Source organism: Kaistella jeonii, assembly GCF_000812865.1.
In the GTDB taxonomy this organism is placed as follows: domain Bacteria; phylum Bacteroidota; class Bacteroidia; order Flavobacteriales; family Weeksellaceae; genus Kaistella; species Kaistella jeonii.
Genome location: NZ_JSYL01000007.1, coordinates 168032 through 190175 on the forward strand (window position 1 = coordinate 168032; position 22144 = coordinate 190175).

The 22144-nt window shown below is 36.1% G+C and carries 23 protein-coding genes and 1 tRNA gene; 15 read left to right on the plus strand and 9 right to left on the minus strand.

The window, feature by feature from the left end; all coding sequences use genetic code 11:
- Positions 1–156: 156 nt before the first annotated feature.
- Positions 157–1422 carry a serine hydroxymethyltransferase gene (glyA, locus tag OA86_RS10955; RefSeq protein ID WP_039352945.1) on the minus strand — a complete coding sequence of 422 codons (1266 nt, stop codon included), beginning with the start codon at positions 1420–1422 and terminating at the stop codon, positions 157–159.
- Positions 1423–1776: 354 nt separating this feature from the next.
- On the opposite strand from glyA, the gene OA86_RS10960 reads away from it, so the two are divergent.
- Positions 1777–2271: a Smr/MutS family protein gene (locus OA86_RS10960; protein ID WP_039352948.1), complete on the plus strand. Its 495-nt coding sequence runs from the start codon at positions 1777–1779 to the stop codon at positions 2269–2271.
- 119 nt (positions 2272–2390) lie between these two features.
- On the opposite strand, the gene OA86_RS10965 is transcribed toward OA86_RS10960, so the two are convergent.
- Positions 2391–2696: a DUF6370 family protein gene (locus tag OA86_RS10965; RefSeq protein WP_039352950.1), complete on the minus strand. Its 306-nt coding sequence runs from the start codon at positions 2694–2696 to the stop codon at positions 2391–2393.
- 161 nt (positions 2697–2857) lie between these two features.
- Between OA86_RS10965 and OA86_RS10970 the strand changes: the two genes are divergently transcribed.
- The 3 genes from OA86_RS10970 (at position 2858) to rsmD (ending at position 4683) form a co-directional block, all read left to right on the plus strand.
- A complete protein-coding gene (locus tag OA86_RS10970; RefSeq protein ID WP_039352953.1) occupies positions 2858–3580 on the plus strand; it encodes a DUF3822 family protein in 723 nt (240 codons plus the stop codon).
- 71 nt (positions 3581–3651) lie between these two features.
- On the plus strand, positions 3652–4005 hold the full coding sequence (locus tag OA86_RS10975; RefSeq protein WP_039352955.1) for a four helix bundle protein: 354 nt from the start codon (positions 3652–3654) through the stop codon (positions 4003–4005).
- Positions 4006–4071: 66 nt separating this feature from the next.
- Positions 4072–4683 (plus strand): 16S rRNA (guanine(966)-N(2))-methyltransferase RsmD, encoded by a 612-nt coding sequence (gene rsmD, locus OA86_RS10980; protein ID WP_039352958.1) that lies wholly within the window; start codon positions 4072–4074, stop codon positions 4681–4683.
- A 119-nt stretch (positions 4684–4802) separates the two neighbouring features.
- On the opposite strand, the gene murI is transcribed toward rsmD, so the two are convergent.
- The 5 genes from murI to OA86_RS11005 all read right to left on the minus strand — a co-directional run bounded on the left by murI (position 4803) and on the right by OA86_RS11005 (position 10442).
- The gene (murI, locus tag OA86_RS10985; RefSeq protein ID WP_039352961.1) at positions 4803–5633 is read right to left on the minus strand and encodes a glutamate racemase; all 831 of its coding nucleotides are present in this window, start codon (positions 5631–5633) and stop codon (positions 4803–4805) included.
- Positions 5634–5980: 347 nt separating this feature from the next.
- Entirely contained in the window at positions 5981–7105 is a 1125-nt protein-coding gene (gene hemW / locus OA86_RS10990; protein WP_074781420.1) for a radical SAM family heme chaperone HemW, read from the minus strand.
- 157 nt (positions 7106–7262) lie between these two features.
- Positions 7263–8213: a PorP/SprF family type IX secretion system membrane protein gene (locus OA86_RS10995; RefSeq protein WP_039352967.1), complete on the minus strand. Its 951-nt coding sequence runs from the start codon at positions 8211–8213 to the stop codon at positions 7263–7265.
- Positions 8214–8262: 49 nt separating this feature from the next.
- Positions 8263–9321 (minus strand): RluA family pseudouridine synthase, encoded by a 1059-nt coding sequence (locus tag OA86_RS11000; protein ID WP_039353129.1) that lies wholly within the window; start codon positions 9319–9321, stop codon positions 8263–8265.
- 68 nt (positions 9322–9389) lie between these two features.
- On the minus strand, positions 9390–10442 hold the full coding sequence (locus OA86_RS11005) for a PASTA domain-containing protein (RefSeq protein ID WP_039352970.1): 1053 nt from the start codon (positions 10440–10442) through the stop codon (positions 9390–9392).
- Between the two features lie 130 nt (positions 10443–10572).
- On the opposite strand from OA86_RS11005, the gene OA86_RS11010 reads away from it, so the two are divergent.
- The 7 genes from OA86_RS11010 to lnt all read left to right on the plus strand — a co-directional run bounded on the left by OA86_RS11010 (position 10573) and on the right by lnt (position 16772).
- Positions 10573–11430, plus strand: a complete 858-nt coding sequence (locus OA86_RS11010) for a YicC family protein (protein ID WP_039352973.1) — start codon at positions 10573–10575, stop codon at positions 11428–11430.
- 99 nt (positions 11431–11529) lie between these two features.
- The gene (gene gmk, locus OA86_RS11015; RefSeq protein ID WP_039352976.1) at positions 11530–12093 is read left to right on the plus strand and encodes a guanylate kinase; all 564 of its coding nucleotides are present in this window, start codon (positions 11530–11532) and stop codon (positions 12091–12093) included.
- Complete coding sequence (locus OA86_RS15390) at positions 12090–12821, plus strand: NAD(P)-binding domain-containing protein (protein WP_052257493.1); 732 nt, start codon at positions 12090–12092, stop codon at positions 12819–12821. Before gmk ends, OA86_RS15390 begins: the two co-directional genes overlap by 4 nt.
- Positions 12822–12824: 3 nt before the next feature.
- Entirely contained in the window at positions 12825–13844 is a 1020-nt protein-coding gene (gene nadA, locus OA86_RS11025; protein WP_039352978.1) for a quinolinate synthase NadA, read from the plus strand.
- Positions 13845–13861: 17 nt separating this feature from the next.
- Positions 13862–14377 carry a hypothetical protein gene (locus tag OA86_RS11030; protein WP_039352980.1) on the plus strand — a complete coding sequence of 172 codons (516 nt, stop codon included), beginning with the start codon at positions 13862–13864 and terminating at the stop codon, positions 14375–14377.
- Positions 14374–14733, plus strand: a complete 360-nt coding sequence (folB, locus tag OA86_RS11035; protein ID WP_039352982.1) for a dihydroneopterin aldolase — start codon at positions 14374–14376, stop codon at positions 14731–14733. The genes OA86_RS11030 and folB overlap by 4 nt, the downstream gene beginning before the upstream one ends.
- A 401-nt stretch (positions 14734–15134) precedes the next feature.
- Positions 15135–16772, plus strand: coding sequence for an apolipoprotein N-acyltransferase (lnt, locus tag OA86_RS11040; RefSeq protein WP_039352984.1), 1638 nt, complete (start codon positions 15135–15137; stop codon positions 16770–16772).
- Between the two features lie 122 nt (positions 16773–16894).
- Here lnt and ribB read toward each other — a convergent pair whose 3' ends face one another.
- The gene (ribB, locus tag OA86_RS11045) at positions 16895–18016 is read right to left on the minus strand and encodes a 3,4-dihydroxy-2-butanone-4-phosphate synthase (protein WP_039352987.1); all 1122 of its coding nucleotides are present in this window, start codon (positions 18014–18016) and stop codon (positions 16895–16897) included.
- Positions 18017–18166: 150 nt separating this feature from the next.
- Positions 18167–19192: an LLM class flavin-dependent oxidoreductase gene (locus OA86_RS11050; protein WP_039352990.1), complete on the minus strand. Its 1026-nt coding sequence runs from the start codon at positions 19190–19192 to the stop codon at positions 18167–18169.
- A gap of 141 nt (positions 19193–19333) precedes the next feature.
- On the opposite strand from OA86_RS11050, the gene OA86_RS11055 reads away from it, so the two are divergent.
- The 4 genes from OA86_RS11055 (at position 19334) to OA86_RS11070 (ending at position 22131) form a co-directional block, all read left to right on the plus strand.
- On the plus strand, positions 19334–20725 hold the full coding sequence (locus tag OA86_RS11055; protein ID WP_246008038.1) for a DUF4403 family protein: 1392 nt from the start codon (positions 19334–19336) through the stop codon (positions 20723–20725).
- Positions 20726–20826: 101 nt separating this feature from the next.
- Entirely contained in the window at positions 20827–21264 is a 438-nt protein-coding gene (locus OA86_RS15575; RefSeq protein WP_260241889.1) for an RDD family protein, read from the plus strand.
- Positions 21265–21312: 48 nt separating this feature from the next.
- Positions 21313–21383 (plus strand) — tRNA-Cys (locus tag OA86_RS11065).
- 148 nt (positions 21384–21531) lie between these two features.
- Positions 21532–22131 carry a YMGG-like glycine zipper-containing protein gene (locus OA86_RS11070; protein ID WP_246008037.1) on the plus strand — a complete coding sequence of 200 codons (600 nt, stop codon included), beginning with the start codon at positions 21532–21534 and terminating at the stop codon, positions 22129–22131.
- The last annotated feature ends 13 nt before the right edge of the window (positions 22132–22144 follow it).

Sequence of the window (22144 nt, forward strand, 5' to 3'; positions counted from 1 at the left end):
TTGATAATCTCTCTACTTTTACATAAAACAATGAGTTGAAAACTGAAAAATCTAATAATCATGCACAAAAAAAAACAGCTGAAGTAAATTAAACCAAAATTTAATTTAAAAAACTTCCCCACTCAACCTCAACCTTAACCTCAACCTCGCCTCAATCTAGTAATTAAACAACGCTTTCCCTTCCATCATCTGATTTACTTTTTTGCGAACCTCAGCGATTTTGTTCTCATCATTGATATTCATTACGACATCATTGATGAAGCCGGCAAGAATTTCCATATCGGCTTCTTTTAAACCTCTTGTCGTGATAGCAGCAGTTCCGAGACGGATTCCGGATGTGGTGAAGGCTGATTTATCATCAAACGGTACCATATTTTTGTTACACGTAATATCAGCTTTTACCAGAGCTTTTTCAGTTTCTTTACCATTCACATTTTTATTGCGAAGATCAACCAACATGAGGTGATTATCAGTTCCACCACTTACAATATCAAATCCGTTGGTGATCATGGCTTTTGCTAAAGCTCTTGCATTGGCAACAACCTGTTTCGCGTACACTTCAAATTTCGGATCAATGGCTTCCGCAAATGCGACCGCTTTTCCGGCAATGACATGTTCTAATGGTCCACCCTGAATTCCTGGGAATACAGAACTGTCCAGAACCTGACTCATCATCTTAATTTCACCTTTTGGAGTTTTATGTCCGTACGTGTTTTCGAAATCTTTGCCCATCATGATCAATCCACCTCTTGGTCCGCGCAAAGTTTTGTGAGTCGTAGTCGTTACGACGTGGCAATGTTCGAAGGGTGAACTCAATAATCCTTTAGCAATTAATCCGGCTGGATGTGCAATATCTGCCCATAATGTCGCTCCAACTTCATCTGCAACTTCACGGAATTTTTTGAAATCTAAATCTCTGGAATAGGCAGAATACCCTGCAATCAACATTTTCGGTTTTACTTCTAAAGCTTTCTGACGCATCGCATCGTAGTCTATCAAACCACTTTCGCGATCTACACCATAAAAATTTGCACTGTATTGAATTCCAGAAAAGTTTACAAATGAGCCGTGAGTTAAATGACCTCCCATGGACAGATCAAGTCCTAAAATTTTATCACCTGGTTTCAATATGGAAAGGTAGATCGCTGCATTGGCTTGAGAACCGGAATGAGGCTGAACATTGGCATAATCTACACCAAACAGTTCTTTTGCTCTTTCGATGGCCAAAGTTTCCACTTCATCTACAACTTCACAACCACCGTAATATCTTCTACCCGGGTATCCTTCTGCATATTTATTGGTCAGCACACTTCCGACTGCTTTCATCACGTTATCTGAAACAAAATTTTCAGAGGCGATGAGTTCGATGCCGTGAGTTTGTCTTTGTCTTTCCTGTTCGATAAGGTCAAAAATTGGATCCATAGTGTATAATTGATGTTTTATTTTAAATTTCTTTAATGAAGATTCAAATTTATGGAAATTTTCGGGAAGATTTTGGAGTAGGCCGGAAAATGTTGGATGATGGATGATGGATGTTGGATGGTTGATGTTGGATGATGGATGATGGATGATGGATGATGATGCTACAACCAAATATTACCTATTACCAAGGATTGGATCAATTATTTTGATCTGTTGTTTTTTAAAATTAATCAATGCGATCTGAAAATTCCCCAGGATTGTTTCACTGTGAATAATTCTTATATGGATTAAGTTTTAATACTTTCGTGGTTTTAAATCTTGCTTTTTCCTTATTTTCGCGAAATAATGCTAAGCATGAAGATAGGAGATTTGGTTTCCGTTATTGACGATCAATTGAAAGGAAAAATCGTAGCGGTAAACGCAAAAAAAGTGATCATCGAAGATGAACATGGTTTTGAATATGAATATCATTCATCGGAATTGGTATTGCAGGAAGCAGCGATTTATGACCAGATAAAAACCATCCAGAAAAAAGAAGTTTCAAAATCGATTTCTAAAAAACACGATAAAAAGCCGTTCGTTCTGGATCTCCATTTCGAAAATGTCGTAAAAAAGGACGCTGATTACGATTCTTTCGAAAGGCTTTTTCTCCAAAAAGAAAAACTGATACAAACCATCGATTATTGCCGGAAAAACAACCTGAAAAAATTAGAAATCATCCACGGAATTGGTGACGGCGTATTGCAACAAATGGTCCATGAAGTCTTAGAAAACCAAACCAATCTGGAGTTTCATAACAAAGAAATACTGCACCATCAATCAGGTACAGTATTGGTTTATTTTCGTTGAATTCCGAGGTTCGGGTCGCAAAAACCTGTCATTGCGAGGAGAAACGACGAAGCAACCCTTCTCACCAGACAATTTCACGATCTTCAATCCTCCATCTCCCATCTCCCTTCTTCCCTCCTCTAACTTTCCACAAATTTAAAAGCGGTTGCGTAAAATTTTCCTTTTTTGATCTCTCCGCTTACAACTGCTTTTTTAATCATTTTGCAATAACCGTCATCAGCGTGAGCATCACCAAAAACTTTTTTATCCATTCCTTCTACAGGATAAAGATTGCCATCGATTTTTACAAATACTGCGCAACCTTTTTCAGATTTCACTTTGAACTGACACATTCCGCAAGCCGCGTCAACAGTTTGGTTTTCGATTTTCTGAGCAAAAATGGTTACCGAAAACATCAGTAAAAAAACAAAAAATACTTTTTTCATAATCTATAAATTTTAGTAATAATTTAAAAAAACAACTTCTTTTAGTCCTTGGTAAAGATAGTAATTACCTGTTGAAAGAGGGAATGATTTTGCTCATAAGCATCTAAAATTGAGAAAATTTCAAAAGCCGATTAATTTTAATAAATTTGCGCTCGTAAAGCATGGAACAACTCAAATTACTTTTTACAAAAGACGGTATTCAAAACCAAATTTTAAGAAACAAAAATGTTTCCGCTGAAAATTCTTTTTTTAGAGAGGAAGAATCTCCTGAAAATTTCCTGTCCGAAAAACTGGAGGGAATTTTGGCGCAGAAAAATTTCAATGAAATTACGGTGATCTCTGCACTGAATCATTTTACGCTAATGCCGGAAGGTTTTTCCCAGCATGATCTAGGATTCGATCTAATTGCTTTCAATGCACCTGTTGATCGGGAAAAAGAGGAGCTCATGCTATCCGTCAATAAGAAATTTGGCGTTCAGTTTTATTATACTTTTCCGAAATCTGTCTATGACCAAATTAAAAGTCTGGCGATTCCGACGAAGTTTAATTTTTCAGGCGAACAATTCCTGAATAACATTTCTGTAAAAAATAAAAAAGAGATCCACATTAACCTCTATCACCATCAATGTGAATTTTTCGCTTTTGACCAGAGAAAAGTGATTCTTTATAACAATTTGGACGTGACTTCGGAAGTTGATTTTTTATATTTCATCATGTTTACCTTAAGTAAAATCAGTTTTGGAACGGACGAAACCCAATTCTTTGTCTATGGCGAAACGACAGAAAATGAAACTTTTATTTCAGAATTAAAGAAGTTTGTGAAGAATCTGAAGATCGTTTATGATAATATTCCGCGGAAGAACTTTGTGCTGAATGCTGGGTGATGGGTGATGGGTGATGGGTGACAATTTCGGAGTATTAAATTTGATTTTGTAATTTTATATAAAAATACAAGATGAGTTTCAAATTTGAGAAGCTGATTATTTGGCAAGACTCCATGAGTTTCGCTGAAAAGATTTACCATTGCTCCTCAAAATTTCCGAAAGATGAAGTTTTTAATCTTATTTCACAAATCAGAAGAGCTTCCGATTCTATCGCTTTAAACATATCAGAAGGCAGCATTTTGCAAAGTAATCCTGAGTTTAGAAGATTTTTAGGATATTCAATTCGTTCCATCGCAGAAGTTGTAACCTTTCTTTACAAAGCAAAATACAGAAAATATATTACAGAAGAAACATTTACAGAACTGTATAATGAATCATATAAAATTATCAATCATATCGTCGCCTTTAGAAATAAATTAAATTAAATTTGCTTTCTCGTGCATCAATCACCAACATCCAGCATCAAACACCTAACATCCAGCACCTAAAACATGTACAGAATAATCAGTGGCCAATGGAAAGCCAAAAGAATTTCCGCTCCGAAAAATTTCGATGTGAGACCAACAACTGATTTCGCAAAAGAAGCTTTGTTCAGTATTATTGAAAACCGTTACCGACTCGATTTCGGTTCGATTTCCGTGCTCGATTTGTTTGCTGGAATTGGTTCAATTTCTTTGGAGTTTGCGTCGAGAGAGTGTAAAGATGTGACTTCGGTGGAAATGAATCCGAAACATTCGGCTTTTATCAATTCTACGGCAACTGAATTGGAAATGGGATCGCAGATCAATGTGCAGAGAGCTGATGTTTTTGAGTATTTAAAGAAAAATAGAAAGCGAAAATCTTACGAAATCATCGTTGCCGATCCTCCTTTCGAAACAGAGATCATCAAGTACAACGAATTGATTTCCTTGGTTTTAAATAATAATTATCTAAAAGAAAATGGCGTATTTATTTTAGAACATCAAAGCCGCACGAAATTGGAACATTCCAATTTAATCGACACCCGAAAATATGGCAATGTGAGTTTTTCTTTCTTTAAACCGAATGAACAGCAACCAGAAACAAACAATCCGGAAGAAGAACAAGATTCGACAACCTTATAAACGGAATTTGTACAAGAGTGAAAATCTATAGATTTTCCAATGTTTTTTGTTCTTTTTTAAAGATTGACCTTAAACTTTTGATCAATTTTATCTTTTGTGACTTTTGTGGTTAAAAGACTTTAGAGCACCTTCATTTCTAAATCAATGCTTTTTCCAAAGAATTTCTTAGAGATTTTTTCGAAGTTTTTAGTGATGTCTGAAAGATAAAAATGATATTTCGGTTTTGGATTATTCTCATTTAAGAGATGGTGTTTTTCCAGAATCATTTTCAGCTGATTCGCCACAATACTTGGAGAATCAATGACGCGAACGCGGTTTCCGTAATACTGTTTGATTTCATTGATCAAAAGTGGATAATGCGTACAGCCCAAAATAAGCGTTTCTATATTCTTTAATTTATTGTTGCTCAGATAATTATAAATTATAGAATGCGTGATCGGATGGTTTCTAAAACCCTCCTCAATGGCAGGAACTAAAAGTGGTGTCGCGAGTTCATCAACCTTGATAAACTTATTGTGTTTTCGAATGGATTTTTTATAAAGTCCAGAATTTACCGTGGCTTTCGTCGCAATGACTCCGACATTATTGTGAATCTCGTAGGATACTTTTTCAGCAACCGGATTGATCACATCAATGACCGGAACTTTTTCATTCACCAGTTCTAAAACTTCTTTTAAAGCATTTGCGGTGGCAGAATTACACGCTATGACGATGGCTTTACAATTTTTTTCCAAAAGAAAAGCCGTAATTTTCGTGGAATAGCCGACAATTGCTTCTCTCGATTTATCACCATAAGGAAGATGTTTGGTGTCCCCAAAATAGATGAGATCCTCGTTTGGCAACAATCTTTTGATTTCTTTGGCGACGGTTAATCCACCCACTCCGGAATCAAAAATTCCAATCGGTTGTTTTGCGGAAAGATGGCTGAAATCCTGTTTTTTAGTTTTCAAGGTGACGAAGTTTATGCAAAAATACAAATTTAAGAGTCAAGAATAAGAAGAGCCAGGGAAAAAGTAAAAAGAGCCAAGTGAAGTTAATGGTCAATAAGTGTGAATGGTGAATTTTAAACTGCTTTTATTTAATAAAGAAAGTTAATGTTGGATTCTTAAGCGATTTCTAATTAACTACAAAAGTCATAAAAGATGAATGTTTTTAAGTTAGGCAAAAAATTAAAAAAATTGGTTTGAACTACAATTTTCAAAAGAAATCTTAGGAACATTAACTTCTTAACCGAAAATCCTACTGTTGAATTTTTAACCTCGAAACTTGAAACTCGCGTCTCGTATCTCGCATCTCTCTAAACAATAAACAAATCCGAAGCAATTCCATCCGCGAGAAACCAGTGTTTTTCCGGAATCGTCAGATGATCATTTTCGATTTTTAACAATCCGTCTTCGACTTTGGTTCTGATTTCACTTTGGAAGTATTCTAAAAGTTCTGCGCTGAATTTTTCCTTTAATGAAAACAAATTAACGCCCCAAATTGTTCTTAAACCGATCATCAACATTTCATTGAACTGGTCTTTTTCAGATAAAATTTCGGTTTCGTTTGCTAATTTATTTTGATTCAGAGAATTAATATACAATTGGTTATTCGCAATATTCCAGCTTCTTTCGTTGCGACCGTTGTAAGAATGTGCGGAAGGTCCGATTCCTAAGTATTCCTCATATTTCCAATAAGCCGAATTATGTTTGGAATGAAAACCGGGCTTTCCAAAATTGGAGATCTCATAGTGATCAAAACCATGATCTTTCAAAAAATCCGTCATGTAAAAGAATTCCTGATGTTGCTCAGCTTCTTTCGGTGCTGCGATCTTTCCTTGCGAAATCCAGGTATTTAAAGCTGTTTTTGGTTCCACCGTTAAAGCGTAAGACGAAACGTGCGGAACTTGAAGTTCTATTGTTTTCCGTAGATTTTTTTTCCAGATCTCAAAATTGGAAGTTGACGAACCGTAAATTAAATCGATGCTGATATTTTCAAAACCAAAATCCTGAGCTCTTTTAATGGAACTTTCTGCTTCACCAGAATTATGGGCGCGGTTCATCATTTTCAAATCTTCATCAAAGAAACTTTGGGTTCCGATTGACAAACGGTTAAAGGGAGTATGTGATAAATCTTTCAAAAAGTTTTTATCCAGATCATCGGGATTGGCTTCAAGCGTAATTTCGATATTGGAATCAAAGGAAAAATATTTTAAAACCTCATCAACAATCGATTGAAGTTCATCAACTTTAAGAATAGAAGGCGTTCCACCACCGAAATAAAGAGATTTTAAATTCTTGTTTTCCAACTCCTCTTTACGAAGAAAAATTTCCTTTTTTATCGCAGCAATCATATCTTCCTTATAATTTAAAGAAGTAGAAAAATGGAAATTACAGTAACTGCATTTTTGCTTGCAGAAAGGAATATGGAGGTAAATCATTTTTAAGAAGAGCCAAGTATTGTAGGGACAAGTCGCGACTTGTCAAAGAGTCAAAGGAAATGAATGGTGAATGGTGAATGACGAATTTTTTAATATTTAACACAACCGATAACTTATCATTTTATCATTAAAAAACACGCTAATCAAAAACATGCAATTAATATCGGTATCCTCTCGTATTAATAAAGTTTTCGAATTTGTAACCGACACTGAGCATGAAACTGCTTCCGGCGTATTGTTGGATGTCTGAAAGTCCGAAATTGTAACTCGCACCGAAAAAGAAATTACTCACCGTAGCTTTGATGATAGGAGAAATCCCCAGGTTTTGGCTGCCAAACTGATTGCTGGAAGTTCGCATACTTGCGCCCGCGGAAAATGAATTTTTGTCTGACAAAACAGTTCCCATTAAATTTAAATCCATAATTCGTGAAGAATTGGTATTGAAATTCATTAATACCGAAGGCGTCACAAATATATCCTCATTCAGATAAAAATCATAACCGGTATTGATGATAAATTTGGTAGGTTCTGGCTCAATTCCATTGACAATAGGAATATCGTTGGTTAAGGCAATATCATTTACAGAAACTCCTGCAAAAAAGTTTCGGTACGTAATCGCCAATCCTAAATTGGCATAGACCAAAAATAAAGAATTAGTATCAGAAGCCAGCGTTGGATCACCCGGATCTTTTGGATTCAGCATCGCCAAATCGATATTCATATTGTAAAAACTCACATTAGTACCAAAGGAAAACTGACTTTTTCGCTCGCCATCGTCATCAATTGGTATAAAATAAGAAGCTCCTGCAGAAATTCCGTTGGAAGAAATAGGACCATTTTGATCGCGGAAAAAAGACAAACCTGCTCCTACCCGATCGAAAACATTGGCATGCATTCCGACAGACTGCACATTTGGAGACTGGTCAAACTGCGAAAACTGCTTCTGATAGTTCATATTCAGCACCACATCGTCGGTTTTACCATAAAGCGCAGGGTTGAAAAGGAAGTCGCCTTCAATCAAATATTGTTGGTAATAAGGCAGTGTTTCCTGGCTTTTGTAGATTCCTAAAAAAACAACCACGAAAATTAACGTATATATTTTTCTCATAATTAATGATGCGTGAATTTCCGCAAATATAAAAAAACTTTTACTGGAATTAAGATTCTATATAATTTCTCCATTTATTTATAGCTTCGTCCATATCTTTCGGCATTGGACTTTCAAAATACATTTCCTCTTTTGTTACGGGATGCACAAATCCTAAAGTATGTGCGTGAAGCGCATGACGCGGTAAAACTTCGAACACATTTTTGATGAACTGTTTGTATTTCGGCATATTTACGCCTTTTAAAATTTGGTTTCCTTCATATCTTTCATCATTAAACAAGGTGTGACCAATATGTTTGAAGTGTGCCCGAATCTGGTGCGTTCTTCCCGTTTCCAGTTTACATTCTACCCAGGTAATATATCGGAAACGCTCCAGAACTTTATAATGCGTCACTGCATGCTTCCCTAAATCGCCCTCCGGAAAAACCGCCATCTGCATTCTGTTTTTTAAATGTCTCCCAATATTTCCGGTGATCGTTCCTTCATTGTCTGCCATATTTCCCCAGACAAAAGCCCAGTATAATCTTTTCGTTGTTCGGTCAAAAAATTGTTTCGCCAGAAAACTTAAGGCATATTCATTTTTGGCAATGACTAATAATCCCGAAGTATCTTTATCGATCCGATGAACCAAACCAACGCGATCAAGGTCAGATTTCATTCCGTTTTTTTCGAAGTGAAAAGCCAGTGCGTTGATCAAAGTTCCATCATAATTCCCATGCCCGGGATGAACAACCATTCCGGCTGCTTTATCTACAACAACCACGTCATCATCTTCATAAACGATATTAATTGGAATATCTTGTGGAATAATAATATTTTCCCGCGGTGGTTTCGTCAGCAAGACCGAAATTTCGTCGCCTGGTTTCACGCGGTAGTTCTGCTTTACGGGATGTCCGTTAACGACTACATTTCCGGCGCGACAGGTTTGGGAGATTTTATTTCTGGAAGAATTCTGACGAAAATTAACCAGAAATTTATCAATCCTCATTTTTTCCTGTCCCGGATCTACTTTGAGCGAAAGATGCTCATAAAGCCCTTCTGATTCAGCATCATTGGATTCCTGATCAATTAATTCTTCGTCGGCAAAATTTTCGCTTTCTTCGGTCATTTTATTTTTTGAAAGATAAAGCTCCAACATTTCGGTTGAAGCTTTAAGATTTTATCATTATTAAAAAACTACTCAACAATTACCTTTTTGGCTTTTGGCTTTTCTACTGGTTTTGCTGGAGTTGTTTTTGAAGGCGCAGCATTTGTGGTTTTAGTTTTGACTTCCACTTTTTTGGGAGTTTCCTGCTTTTTGACTTCAGGCTGAACGGTTTCTCTTTTAGGCGGAACCGGAGCTGGCGTTTCTACGGATGGTTCCACTCTACTAGGAGCTGGTTCCCTGTAAACAGTCTCTTCATATTTTCTGTAAGTTGAAGAAGTATCAATTTTTATCCTGTAAATAGAATTAAGCTGCGAAATTTTCGCTCCCATTTCGGCCGGTGTTTTCTTACTCGCCCAAATATCGATCTGCATTCCCTGATCCCGAACATCATATGGTGCCGGATCCTGATAATAAACAATATCGGATTCATCATTCTTTTGGTCATCATATTCGACCAAACCTACTTCAAATAAATTCTGAGCAATAATCGCTTTCGCTTGTTGTACGGTTAAACCGACTAAACTCGGAACACCAATATTTCGTTTCGGTCCGGAACCGATGACTAAATCGATGGTAGAAAACCTCGACAAAAGAGAACCTGGTTTAATTACAGTACCGTTATACATCATTCTGATCACTGCATCCCTTTGAATACTCGGCTCAAAAATAGTATCGCCTACTTTTAGTCCAACCTGTTCTAACTGACGGAAAGCCAATCCTTTGTACCGATCAAGAATGTCTGGTACCGAAACTTGTGCGTATGTTTTTGGATTTACTTTTAAAATAATGGTCCGGCCGTCTTTTACACGGGAACCCGGTGAAGGATAGATCTGTAAAACCTGGAATGGCCGATATCTGGGATCATATTTAAAACTGTCAACTTCATATTCCAAACCGGAATCGTCCAGAATTTTAATGGCATCGTGAACCGATTTGTTGATCACATTTGGTACTGCGATCTCTTTGCCGTGATTCGTGTGAATCTCTAACCAACGGAAAGTTAACCAAACCAACCCGGTGAAAACCAGAGCAGCAACCAAGACATTCACCAAGACTTTCCAATGGAAAAGCGATTTAAGCATATTTCTAAATCTTTATTATAAATGCAAATATATAAAATTATCTTTTCTGAAATCATGCTTAAATTTTTCATCTTAAATTTTTAAGGCTAAAAGTTTTGAAATATTTACCTTTGTCGCTTAAAGAAAATCCATGATTCTATCCATGACCGGCTTCGGAAGAAGCGAAGGTGTATTTGAAGGTAAAAAATTGACCATCGATGTAAAATCACTAAACAGCAAATCTTTTGACCTCAACATCAAAATGCCTTTGCGATATAAAGAAAAGGAATTTGAGATCCGAAAAATGCTCAACGACCGAATTCTGCGCGGGAAAGTAGACTGTTACATTAACATTGAAACTTTAGATAATTCCAGCGACGTCAACATCAACCACCATCTGGTCACTTCTTATATTAATGAATTAAAGAAAATTGCTGGCGACGGTCCAGATTTCGAATATTTGAAAATGGCCATCAGAATGCCTGATGTTATTTCTTCGAAAGCGGATGTACTCAATGAAGACGAGTGGATTTTTTTAATTGAAGTTTTGAATGAATCGCTCACAAAATTTGAAAACTTTCGCAGAACGGAAGGCGAAATTCTACAGGATGAACTGGAAAGAAACATAAAAAAAATTGAAAACTATCTCTCTCAGGTAGAACCTTACGAAGAAGTAAGAATGGATAGTGTGAAGGAAAGATACCGCAAATCACTCAACGAATTCGATCAGATCGATGAAACGCGTTTTTATCAAGAAATGGCTTATTACACTGAAAAATTAGATATTGCTGAAGAAAAAGTTCGTTTGACGCAGCATTTGAAATATTATCAGGAAGTCATAATCAATGAAGATTTTAATGGTAAAAAACTCGGATTTATTTCTCAGGAAATCGGTCGGGAAATCAATACTTTGGGCTCAAAAGCCAATCACGCCGAAATTCAGAAACTCGTTGTCATGATGAAAGATGACCTGGAAAAAATTAAGGAACAAACGTTGAATGTATTATAAAATTAGATCAAAAGATAATAGACGGATAGATAATAGACTGTAAAACCAGATCTTTCTTCCATCTTCAAAAATCCATCATCCAACACCCAACAACGATCTATGAACAAAGTCATCATTTTCTCAGCACCTTCTGGAAGTGGAAAAACAACATTGGTAAAATATTGTCTGGATACTTTTCCGCAGTTGCAGTTTTCAATTTCTTGTACCACGAGAGATTTGCGTGGAACGGAAGTTCACGGCGTTGATTATCATTTTATTTCGCCTGATAAATTTCGGGAAAAAATCGGTGAAGATGCTTTTGTAGAATTTGAAGAAGTATATGATAATAAATATTACGGCACTTTGAAATCTGAAGTCGAACGCATTTGGAAAGGTGGAAAAGTCGTAATTTTTGACGTCGATGTAAAAGGTGGAATTTCCCTTAAAAAATATTTCGGTGATCAGGCGCTTTCGGTTTTCATCATGCCTCCTTCTGTTGCCGAGCTCGAACTTCGTTTGATAGCGCGCGGAACTGACGATTTAGAAACCATTAAAACAAGGGTTCATAAAGCGGCTCATGAAATGGCTTTTAAAGATGAGTTCGATGAAATTGTGGTCAACAATGATTTGGATCACGCAAAATTTGCCATTTCAAAAATTGTTCAAAATTTCCTAAAATCATGAGAATTGCCATTATTGGTTGCGGCTGGGTCGGAAAAAGATTAGCCAAATATTTAACGGAAAAAAATTACGAAGTCATTGCAACGACCACTTCTGAGGAGAAAATTGCTTCTTTAAAAGACGTAGCTTCAGAAGTTCACGTTCTCGATTTTAATACGACTGAAAACTTCGATTTTTTAAATGATGTTGACGTTGCCATTTTCAGCATGCCGATTTCCCGGGACGGTTGGTTAGAAGGATTTAAAAATTTAGAAATTAAATTTCCAAAAACCATTCTTTTCAGTTCTACCGGAATTTATCCAACTGAAAATAGAACTTTTACAGAAAAAGATACCGACCATTTAAGAAGTGATATTCTTACCGCAGAAAATTTAGTTAGAGAAAAATTTCCGCAAACAACTATTTTACGCTTTGGCGGTTTAATGGGCGATGAACGGGCATTATCGAAGATGTTCAAAAACAGAATTCCGGAAAATCCTCAAAAGAAAGCCAATTATATTCATTACGAAGATATTTTAGCGGTGGTAGAACTCGTTATCAACTCCGAAATAAAATCTGAAATTTACAATATCGTCGCTCCGGAACATCCATCGATAGCTGAAATTTTAAATATCAAAACAGGAGAAAACACAGATCTTTCAACAGAAAATAAACAAAGAATTATTTCTTCCGCACATTTCGTTCAAGATTTTAATTATACATTTATACATCCGAATCCTAAATATTTTTAAGCTATGAGCACAGAAAATTTAAATAACGCAAAAGCCAATCTTCCAGTAAGAGGATTTTTAAAAATTGATGACCTCATCATTCCTCAGGGAGACGATTTGGTAAAAGCGATTCTGGAGTTAAAAAAGGAAAAAAATGCGGTGATCTTGGCGCATTATTATCAACCTGCCGCAATTCAGGATATCGCCGATTATTTGGGTGATTCTTTACAATTGGCGAGAGCTGCAAAGGATACCGATGCTGATATGATCGCTTTTTGTGGCGTTCATTTTATGGCAGAAGCAGCAAAGATTTTAAATCCGACCAAAAAAGTAGTTCTTCCTGATACTCAAGCGGGTTGTTCGCTAGCAGATGGCTGCAGTGGCGAAGGTTTGCGCGCAATGCGGGAGAAATATCCGAATGCTCTAATCGCAACGTACATCAACTGTAACGCAGAAACAAAAGCTGAATCAGATATTATTGTAACGAGTTCTAACGCGGAAGTCATCATTAAAGCTTTACCAGAAGACCGACCGATTATTTTCGCTCCCGATAAAAATTTAGGTAAATATTTAGCCAAGAAAACAGGTCGCGACATGATTCTTTGGGATGGAACCTGTATTGTTCACGAAGCTTTTTCAATGGAAAGAATCGCAAAACAGCTGGCAGAAAATCCGCACGCAAAACTCATCGCACATCCGGAGAGTGAATCATCAGTTTTAGATTTGGCTGCATTTGTTGGCTCTACTTCTGCGCTTTTAAATTTTGTAGAAAAAGATGATGCTCAGGAATTTATTGTCGCAACCGAAGAAGGAATTCTGCACGAAATGCAAAAACGCGCACCGCATAAAAAGTTGATTCCTGCTTTGGTTTTCGACGAATCCTGCAATTGCTCGGAATGTTTTTATATGAAAAGAAACACGCTGGAAAAACTCTATCTCTGCATGAAATACGAATTACCGGAAATTTTAATGGACGAAGAATTGCGATTAGAAGCGTTGAAACCGATTGAAGCAATGCTGGAACTTTCGACGACTGTTAAATAGAGCATTCATCGCCAATTATGAAGAAGATTTTCATCATTTTTTATTTGATTTTTTCTTGTTCAGTTTTTTGTCAAGAAAAATTGAGTAGTAATGAGATCTATTTTCAAAATAACTTAGCACATAAAATTTCTGATAATAATTTGTTTTCAGGAACGGTGGAAGATTTTAAAAAAAGTCATATTTCTTATTCAGCAGAATATCTAGATGGATTTCTTACTAATGAATCTTTTTATTATAATTTTCAAAAAAAACTGAATAAAGATATTCGATACAAGAAAATATACTATTCAAACAATTTGAAGGTAAAAGAAGAAACATTTCTTTCGACAGCAGAGAAAAATTCGACAACAGAATTTGATGAAAACGGGAAGAAGAAAATTTATGAATTTTTAAAAGATGGAAAAGTAGTTTTCAGTCAAAATTTCTTGAATGGGAAACTTAACGGAAAACTTTTTAACATTGATAAAAAAGGCGATTCTTGTATATCTTATTATTCTAATGGAAAAATGATTAGCACAAATTTTAAAAAATGACCTCAAAAATACTCCTCGAAAATCTAAAAATATACGCTTATCATGGCGTTCTTCCTGAAGAAACAATCATCGGAACGTACTATATTCTCAATGTAGAAGTTCAGGCTGATCTTTGGAAAGCGGTCGGGACCGATGATTTAAATGATACCATCAATTACGCAGAAATCAACGATATCATTCATGAAGAAATGAAAATTCCGTCAAAACTAATGGAACACGTGGCAGGAAGAATTTTAAAAAAGATATCCTTAAAATTTCCAAAAGTTTCATTTATTAAAATAAGAATCACCAAAACAAATCCACCAATGCCCGGCGAAATGGACGGTGTAAGCGTGGAAATTGAATTTCAATCTTAATTTTTTAAGATTAAGTTCTTTAAGAAATTTAGATGTTGTTTAAGTTCAGTAAGACACATTAGTCACATTAGAATTAGTTCTCTCTTTGAGAATATTTAGAACACAAAGTTGAAAATCTTTGATTTTCGTAACTTATGTGTACTTTTAAAAGTAGATGTTTCCTAAAACTAATGTGACTTATGTGTTTAAAATAATTTTTAATATCTATCTAGAAATTTTAATCCTTCTAATGAAAAAAAATCTATTGATTTTTCTTAATGAATGTTGTAAGAAAGAACATCTTAATTTCATAATGGTAAAAAAGAAGAAACTTTAATTTGCAGTTTTATTATTCCCACCATTTGCTAACATTTATTTGATTAAGCTTAACTTTGGCTCTTAAACAATAGTTCAAATATTCTATGAAATATATAATTCTTTCCTTACTCTCAGCAGTTTTACTCAGTATTTCCTGGCCCACTTACGGCATTCCCTTCTTTATATTTTTCGCCCTCGTTCCTCTTCTAATCATGGAACACGACATTTCTAAATTTTCAAAGATCAAAAAGAAAGGAAGAGTCATTTACGGCTTAACTTTCCTCACTTTTCTGATCTGGAATATTGTAACGACCGGTTGGCTTTATGGCGCGAGAAATCCAGATGGATCGCATGCTTTACTGGCGGTCGTATTTCCGGTTTTGTTTAATGCTTTCTTATATTCCTTTATTTTTCAATGCTATCACTGGTATAAAAATGCGCAGGGAACGTATTTCGGACTCGTATTTTTCGTCGCAATATGGATGGTTTTTGAGAAACTTCTCATGAGTTGGGAATTTACCTGGCCCTGGTTGAATTTAGGGAACGCTTTTGCAGACTATCCAAAAGTAATTCAGTGGTACGATACATTAGGCTCAACCGGCGGAAGTTTCTGGATCCTACTTATTAACGTTTATATTTTTTATACTTTAAGAATTTGGGAAGCCGGTAGAAAACGCAAATCGCTCATCATCAACACTTCTGTTTTGGCGATAATGATTTTTTTACCGATGCTGATCTCTTTAATGAAATACAATAATTTCGATGAAAAACCAATTGGTTCTGTTAACGTTTTAATGCTTCAACCGGATTTAGATCCCTACAACGAAAAATATTCAAAAGACAGCTTGACTATTTTAAATGATTTATTGACTTTAGCCGAACAAAATTCAAAAGGGCAGATCGATTATTATATCGGTCCTGAAACTTCTCTCCCAGGTTACGGTTCTATTTCGGAAAGTGGTTTTGAGCAGAATATGCTTTTAAATAAAATCAAAGAATTTCTATCTAAACATCCGAAATCAGTTTTTACGACAGGAATTTCTTCACACCGTTTTTATCCGATTGAAAGCGAGAAATCAAAAACGGCGTATCAAACTTCACAGGGGATTTTTGTGGACAGTTATAATTCGGCGGTTCAAATTATTCCGAATCAAAAAGTAGAAGTGTATCACAAAGGGAAATTAGTTCCGGGCGTAGAAATCTTTCCTTACATTAATATTCTTCGACCAATTCTTGGAAATGCGATGATCAATTTGGGCGGAACTACGGCTTCTCTCGCAACAGATCCAGAAAGAAAAGTTTTCACAAACCCTTTTAATAATGGAAAAGTTGCCCCGATTATTTGCTACGAAAGTATTTACGGCGAATATGTAACCGAATACGTGAAAAAAGGCGCCAATTTCTTAGCAATTATGACGAACGATTCCTGGTGGGGCGAAACGCAGGGACACGAACAATTGATGGCGTATGCGAGAATGCGCGCGATTGAAACCCATCGTGAAATTGCAAGAGCAGCAAATAGTGGAATTTCCGCACATATTGATGCAAAAGGCGATGTTGTTGCAGATACTTTTTATGGCGATAAAACAACCCTTTTCGCGAAAGTTAATCTCTATGATAAAATTACTTTTTACACCAAAGCAGGCGATTTATTAAGCAGATTTTCAATTTTTGTATTTGGATTTCTAATTTTCTATAACTGGATCAAGAAATTTCAAAATAGAAAGAAAGCGACGAAATAATCACTCAAATTTCAAGGCTTGTTCAAAACAAAAAAATCCCGATTCAAATTAATGATTCGGGATTTTCTTTTATATTCGAAGCCACTTTTCACTTGGCTCGTTAAACTTTTTACTTGGCTCTTTTACAATTCCACCATTTCCGTCACCTCAACATCATAACCACCAACAAGCGGTTTTTGAGCAGTATTCTGAGTGATCACTCTAAATTTATTAATGCCTAAGTTTTTCAAGATTTGCGTTCCAATTCCATAATCATGAAAGTTAGAAGCCAAAGTCGGACGTTTTTCCTGACCATCCTGGAAATCTAAAAACTGCTGCAATTTGCGCATCGTATTTTCAGAATTCGAAACATTATTAATAAAAATAATCGCTCCTTTTCCTTCCTCATTGATCATCGTCGTCACTTTTTCAAGCAAAGGTTTTTCACCTGCAGTCAATCTGCTCAAAACATCGAAATAAGAATTCGACGCCTGAACTCTCACCAAAATCGGTTCATTTTCCGCCCATTTTCCTTTCGTTAAAGCAAAGTGGATCTGATCAGTACTCGTTTCCTTGAAAGCGAAAAAGTCGAATTCACCGTAATGCGTTTTCACTTTTCTTTCTTCCAAACGTTCGATCAAATCGCCTTTTCGCAATTGATACTGAATTAAATCTTCAATAGAAACAATTTTCAGATCGTGTTTTCTTGCCAATTTAACTAACTCCGGAAGTCTCGCCATTGAACCGTCATCATTCATAATTTCACAAATAACACCGCCTTCTTTCAAACCAGCTAATTTGGTCAGATCGATCGCTGCTTCAGTATGTCCAGCTCTTTTTAGAACGCCGCCTTTCTTTGCTCGCAACGGAAATATATGTCCGGGACGCATAAAATCAGTCGGTTTCGTATTTTTATCCATCAAAGCCAAAATCGTTTTGCTTCTATCACCCGCAGAAATTCCTGTAGAAACTCCGGCTCCCAACAAATCCACAGAAACCGTAAAGGCCGTCTCTTTTGGATCACTGCTTCGTGTCACCATTATATCGAGACCGAGCTCATCGCAACGTTTTTCTGGCAGTGGCGTACAAATTAATCCACGACCGTGAATCGTCATAAAATTGATAATTTCCGGCGTCGTTAATTCGGCCGCAGAAAGAAAATCTCCCTCATTTTCCCGGTTTTCATCATCAACTACGATGATTATTTTTCCGTTTTTTAGATCCTCAATCGCTTCAGGAATCGTATTAAGTTGAATATCTGACATTTTACTTTTAGATTTTTGCAAAGATACTGAGATTTAGCGCAACCGACAATTCTAATTTGGGCGTCTTCATCCGTCTTCCGTTCCCGCTTTTTTCCTCCACTTCGTTGCGCAAAAAGAGCTTCACTCAAGCCGGGACGCAAGATTATTTATTTAAACAATATTTTGGTTTTCAGACACCAAATTCAGTTCGTCAACAGCATTCCGAAAAATTTCATAAGATTTTAGTTTCTCGGCCTGATCGTAAATATGAGCAGTAATCATGAATTCATCAACATTAAAATATTCCTGAAATTCCTGCAGTTTTCTTTTGATGGTTGTTGGACCTCCAATAAAACTATAGCGCAACATTTTCAAAACATGGGCTTTCTCCATAGGATTCCAAACTGCCTCAATATCATCAACCGGCGGTGAAAAAGGTTTTCTGTCGTCCCGAATAATATTAATAAAAGCTTGATACAGCGTATTGGATAATTTTTTAGCTTCCTCATCAGTTTCAGCTGCAATACCATTAACACAGGCAATAATATAAGGCTTCGGAAACTTTTCACTCGGTTCATAATTACTGCGGTAAATTTCAAAAGCGGTTGCCATCATATCTGGCGCAAAATGTCCGGCGAACGCATAAGGCAAACCCATTTTCGCAGCGAGCCAGGCGCTGTCAGTACTCGAACCTAAAATATAAATCGGAATATCACAACCTTCACCTGGAATTGCACGGACTGCACTTCGAGCATTTTCTACGGAGAAATATCTTTGCAATTCCTGAATTTGGTGCGGGAAATGCTGGTTAATATTCATCGGATTTCTTCCCAAAGCTTTCGCTGTGATTCCATCTGTTCCAGGCGCTCTTCCAACTCCGAGATCAATTCTTCCCGGAAATAAACTTTCTAAAGTCCCAAACTGTTCCGCGATGACCAGCGAACTGTGATTCGGTAACATAATTCCGCCCGAACCCACGCGAATTTTTTCGGTTCCATTCGCGATATATCCGATCAGAACTGAAGTTGCAGAACTTGCGATACTTGCCATATTATGATGTTCGGCAAGCCAGAATCTTTTATAATTCAGTTTTTCAACGGTTTTAGCCAATTCTAAACTGTCCTTAAAAGTATCGTTAATTGTTTTATTTTGTTTGACGGGTGCTAAATCAAGCACAGAAATTTCAAAATTTTTCATTGTTGTAAGATATGAAAATCGTTATTTAATAATGCAAAATTACGCCTTTAAGCAAGATCGAAAAATTTTAAAGCTCCTTAAAAAGATATGATGCAAATAATTGATATCTATTATCCAAATTTTATGCAAATTTGCGTTTCAATGAAAAATATAATCATGCGAAATTTTTTAGTACTCATTCTCCTTCTTTTAATTTCGAAGCTTTTTGCTCAGCAAACTGCAACAATGACTTCTGAAGCTGACTATAATTTCCCGAAAATTAAATCTTCTATTTCGATGCCGGTAAAAATTCCTTTGGCAGAAATTGGAAATATCATCAATGCCTCCGTCGGAAATTTGATTTTTGAAGACAATTCCTTTACCGATAATAATAATGACCAGTTCAAAGTGAAAGTCTGGAAAACGCGTCCAATCAGACTTGTCGGCGGCACAAAACAAAATCTTCTTATCGAAGTTCCTTTAAAAATCTGGGCAGAAAAAGGCATTGGAACTTTTGGATTTTACACCTATCAAAATACGACGTTTGAAACCGTGATGTATTTTAATTCGCAACTCACCTTCAATAATAACTGGACGATGGTGACGAAAACGACTCCGATGGGTTTTAGATGGGTGACGAAACCTGTTTTAGATTTTGGTCAAATAAAAGTTCCTATTACTTCTCTCGTAGAATCGAGTTTGCAGAAACAGCAAAACGATTTTTGCAAAACGATTGATGATATGATGCTTACTCAATTGAACTTTCAAAAGTATGCAATTATGGCGTGGAATCAGTTTTCGCAGCCGTTCAACATTTCCGAAGAATACAATACCTGGTTAAAAATTACGCCAATAAGCATTAACATCACCCCATTAATTTTTTATGGAAATCAGATTGAAGCACAAATTGGAATCGATACTTTCTCTGAAACCTTTTCGGGAGAAAAGCCGTCCGCTTCTCCTTTAATAAAAACGATTGCAAATTTTAATTCGTTGCAAAATTTACCACCAAAATTTCTATTGCAAACTACCGCCAATATTCCTTTCACGGAAGCTACAGCCATTGCAGAGAAAACATTTTTGGGCAAAGAATTTGATTTTCGGGAAGGAAAGTCCAAGATTAAAATTACAGCCATAAAGGTTTCCAGCGAGAATGAAAAAATTATGATTGAAGCAAAGACTGAAGGCACAGTTGAGGGAATTTCGTACATCTCGGGAATTCCTGTCTATGATGCATTTAAACGAAAAATTGTTTTGAGCGACACCCATTTCAAACTGAAAACAAAGAATATTTTGTATAAAACGGCGACGCTTTTGTTTCAAAGAAAAATCGTCAAAATGATTGAAGACGAATACGGAATTCCTACTGCAGAACTGGAAGATTCTTCAAAGAAAAGCATTGAAGAAACCTTTAATAAAGAATATTACAAGGGATTGAAAATGCAGGGAAGAGTTTTTAAACTGACACCTTCAAAAATCCTTCTTAATCCCTTCGGAATCACAGCAATTATAGATACAGAAGCGCAATTAAAGCTTTTTGTCCAGGGTATTTAGTACTAAAAAAAAGATCAATCAAATAAATAATATGGCAAGAACTTTACAGATTATAGAACGCAACAAGGCGGAAAAAATCTATCGTTTTATTAATTATCTCGTTGATTTTGCATTTTCTTTGCTCATCATGTGGTTTTATTAGCTGTTTTAGGAGTCCTCAAATATTTATTCTTGGAGTAGATATAGAAGAATCAGCGGATGAACTAGAAAATATGAACCCATTAATAGATCGAATCGTGACTCTTTTAGTCTACGCATTTATTATGTTTTTAGCAGAAACTGCAACGAAAGGCAGAAGTTTAGGGAAATTGATCACCGGAACTAAAGTGGTAAAAACTGATGGGAGCAAACTTACAATGCTCGAATTGCTAAAGAGAAATTTTATAAGAGCAGTACCCTTTGACCAGCTGTCTTTCATAGGAAGTAAAGGATGGCACGACAACTTCTCTGACACTGCTGTTGTAAGAATAAGAAGTTTCGAAAAGGAAAAAAGCCTCGAAAATGAACTGGAATTGATTGGTGTGAAAGAAAATCTTTAAATAAATTTTTCTCCAAAAATTAAAATTCCTATATTTGCAAACCCAAATGGTTCTTTGGCCGAGTGGTTAGGCAGTGGTCTGCAACACCATCTACAGCGGTTCGAATCCGCTAGGAACCTCAAGCAAGCAAGTGTCTAAATTTCAGACACTTGCTTCTTTTTTTAAAACATTTTAAGTTTTTTAACGTTTCCTTAACAGTACATTGGTTTCGTATTTGGCATGTTGCACTTATAATTGTTAATCTATAATATTTTAAAATTTAAAATTATGAAATCATCCAATCAATTAAAACCGATACAGAACAAGACAAGAATTATCAAAGGTTTCTTGTTTTCAGGTGCAATGTCGATGTTATTATTGACTGCATGTACAAAAGATAATTCAGTTGCTGAAAAATCTTTAGATCAGCAAAAAATAGAATTTCAATCCAGACAACTAGAGATTGAAAAACAAAAATTAGCAATTGAGAAAGAGCAAATGGCTTACGAAACTCAGAAAAAAGCGGATAGCGTTGCTAAAGTTTCAGAAGAAAAAGAAAAAGCAAGAATCGCCTCAAAACCTGAAGTGATCAGAGAAACGAGAACAGTTTATGTAAACAATACTCCGCGAAATAATTCAAACTCCGGTTCAAACAATGGTAATTCTGGAGGAACATCGCAAGGAACTACTCAGCAGAACAGAGGAATGAGTAAAGCTGCAAAAGGAACCATTATTGGAACGGTAGGTGGAGCCGCTGCAGGTGCAATCATCAGCAAAAACAACCGTGGTCTAGGTGCGGTAATCGGTGGTGTCGTAGGTGGCGCAACAGGTTATACCATCGGTAGAGCCGGCGATCGAAAAGACGGTCGGGTTAAACCAAGAAATTAATTATTCTCAAATA

Bases quoted from the DNA above. Each gene is read 5' to 3' on its own strand.
- OA86_RS10960 (WP_039352948.1), top strand. From the start codon at position 1,777: ATGAAGATAGGAGATTTGGTTTCCGTTATTGACGATCAATTGAAAGGA.
- OA86_RS11010 (WP_039352973.1), top strand. From the start codon at position 10,573: ATGATTCTATCCATGACCGGCTTCGGAAGAAGCGAAGGTGTATTTGAA.
- OA86_RS11055 (WP_246008038.1), top strand. From the start codon at position 19,334: ATGAAAAATATAATCATGCGAAATTTTTTAGTACTCATTCTCCTTCTT.
- nadA (WP_039352978.1), top strand. From the start codon at position 12,825: ATGAGCACAGAAAATTTAAATAACGCAAAAGCCAATCTTCCAGTAAGA.
- OA86_RS11005 (WP_039352970.1), bottom strand. From the start codon at position 10,442: ATGCTTAAATCGCTTTTCCATTGGAAAGTCTTGGTGAATGTCTTGGTT.
- folB (WP_039352982.1), top strand. From the start codon at position 14,374: ATGACCTCAAAAATACTCCTCGAAAATCTAAAAATATACGCTTATCAT.
- OA86_RS10995 (WP_039352967.1), bottom strand. From the start codon at position 8,213: ATGAGAAAAATATATACGTTAATTTTCGTGGTTGTTTTTTTAGGAATC.
- OA86_RS11000 (WP_039353129.1), bottom strand. From the start codon at position 9,321: ATGACCGAAGAAAGCGAAAATTTTGCCGACGAAGAATTAATTGATCAG.
- gmk (WP_039352976.1), top strand. From the start codon at position 11,530: ATGAACAAAGTCATCATTTTCTCAGCACCTTCTGGAAGTGGAAAAACA.
- rsmD (WP_039352958.1), top strand. From the start codon at position 4,072: ATGTACAGAATAATCAGTGGCCAATGGAAAGCCAAAAGAATTTCCGCT.
- OA86_RS11030 (WP_039352980.1), top strand. From the start codon at position 13,862: ATGAAGAAGATTTTCATCATTTTTTATTTGATTTTTTCTTGTTCAGTT.
- ribB (WP_039352987.1), bottom strand. From the start codon at position 18,016: ATGTCAGATATTCAACTTAATACGATTCCTGAAGCGATTGAGGATCTA.
- hemW (WP_074781420.1), bottom strand. From the start codon at position 7,105: ATGATTTACCTCCATATTCCTTTCTGCAAGCAAAAATGCAGTTACTGT.
- OA86_RS11070 (WP_246008037.1), top strand. From the start codon at position 21,532: ATGAAATCATCCAATCAATTAAAACCGATACAGAACAAGACAAGAATT.
- glyA (WP_039352945.1), bottom strand. From the start codon at position 1,422: ATGGATCCAATTTTTGACCTTATCGAACAGGAAAGACAAAGACAAACT.
- lnt (WP_039352984.1), top strand. From the start codon at position 15,135: ATGAAATATATAATTCTTTCCTTACTCTCAGCAGTTTTACTCAGTATT.
- OA86_RS10965 (WP_039352950.1), bottom strand. From the start codon at position 2,696: ATGAAAAAAGTATTTTTTGTTTTTTTACTGATGTTTTCGGTAACCATT.
- OA86_RS11050 (WP_039352990.1), bottom strand. From the start codon at position 19,192: ATGAAAAATTTTGAAATTTCTGTGCTTGATTTAGCACCCGTCAAACAA.
- OA86_RS15390 (WP_052257493.1), top strand. From the start codon at position 12,090: ATGAGAATTGCCATTATTGGTTGCGGCTGGGTCGGAAAAAGATTAGCC.
- OA86_RS10970 (WP_039352953.1), top strand. From the start codon at position 2,858: ATGGAACAACTCAAATTACTTTTTACAAAAGACGGTATTCAAAACCAA.
- OA86_RS10975 (WP_039352955.1), top strand. From the start codon at position 3,652: ATGAGTTTCAAATTTGAGAAGCTGATTATTTGGCAAGACTCCATGAGT.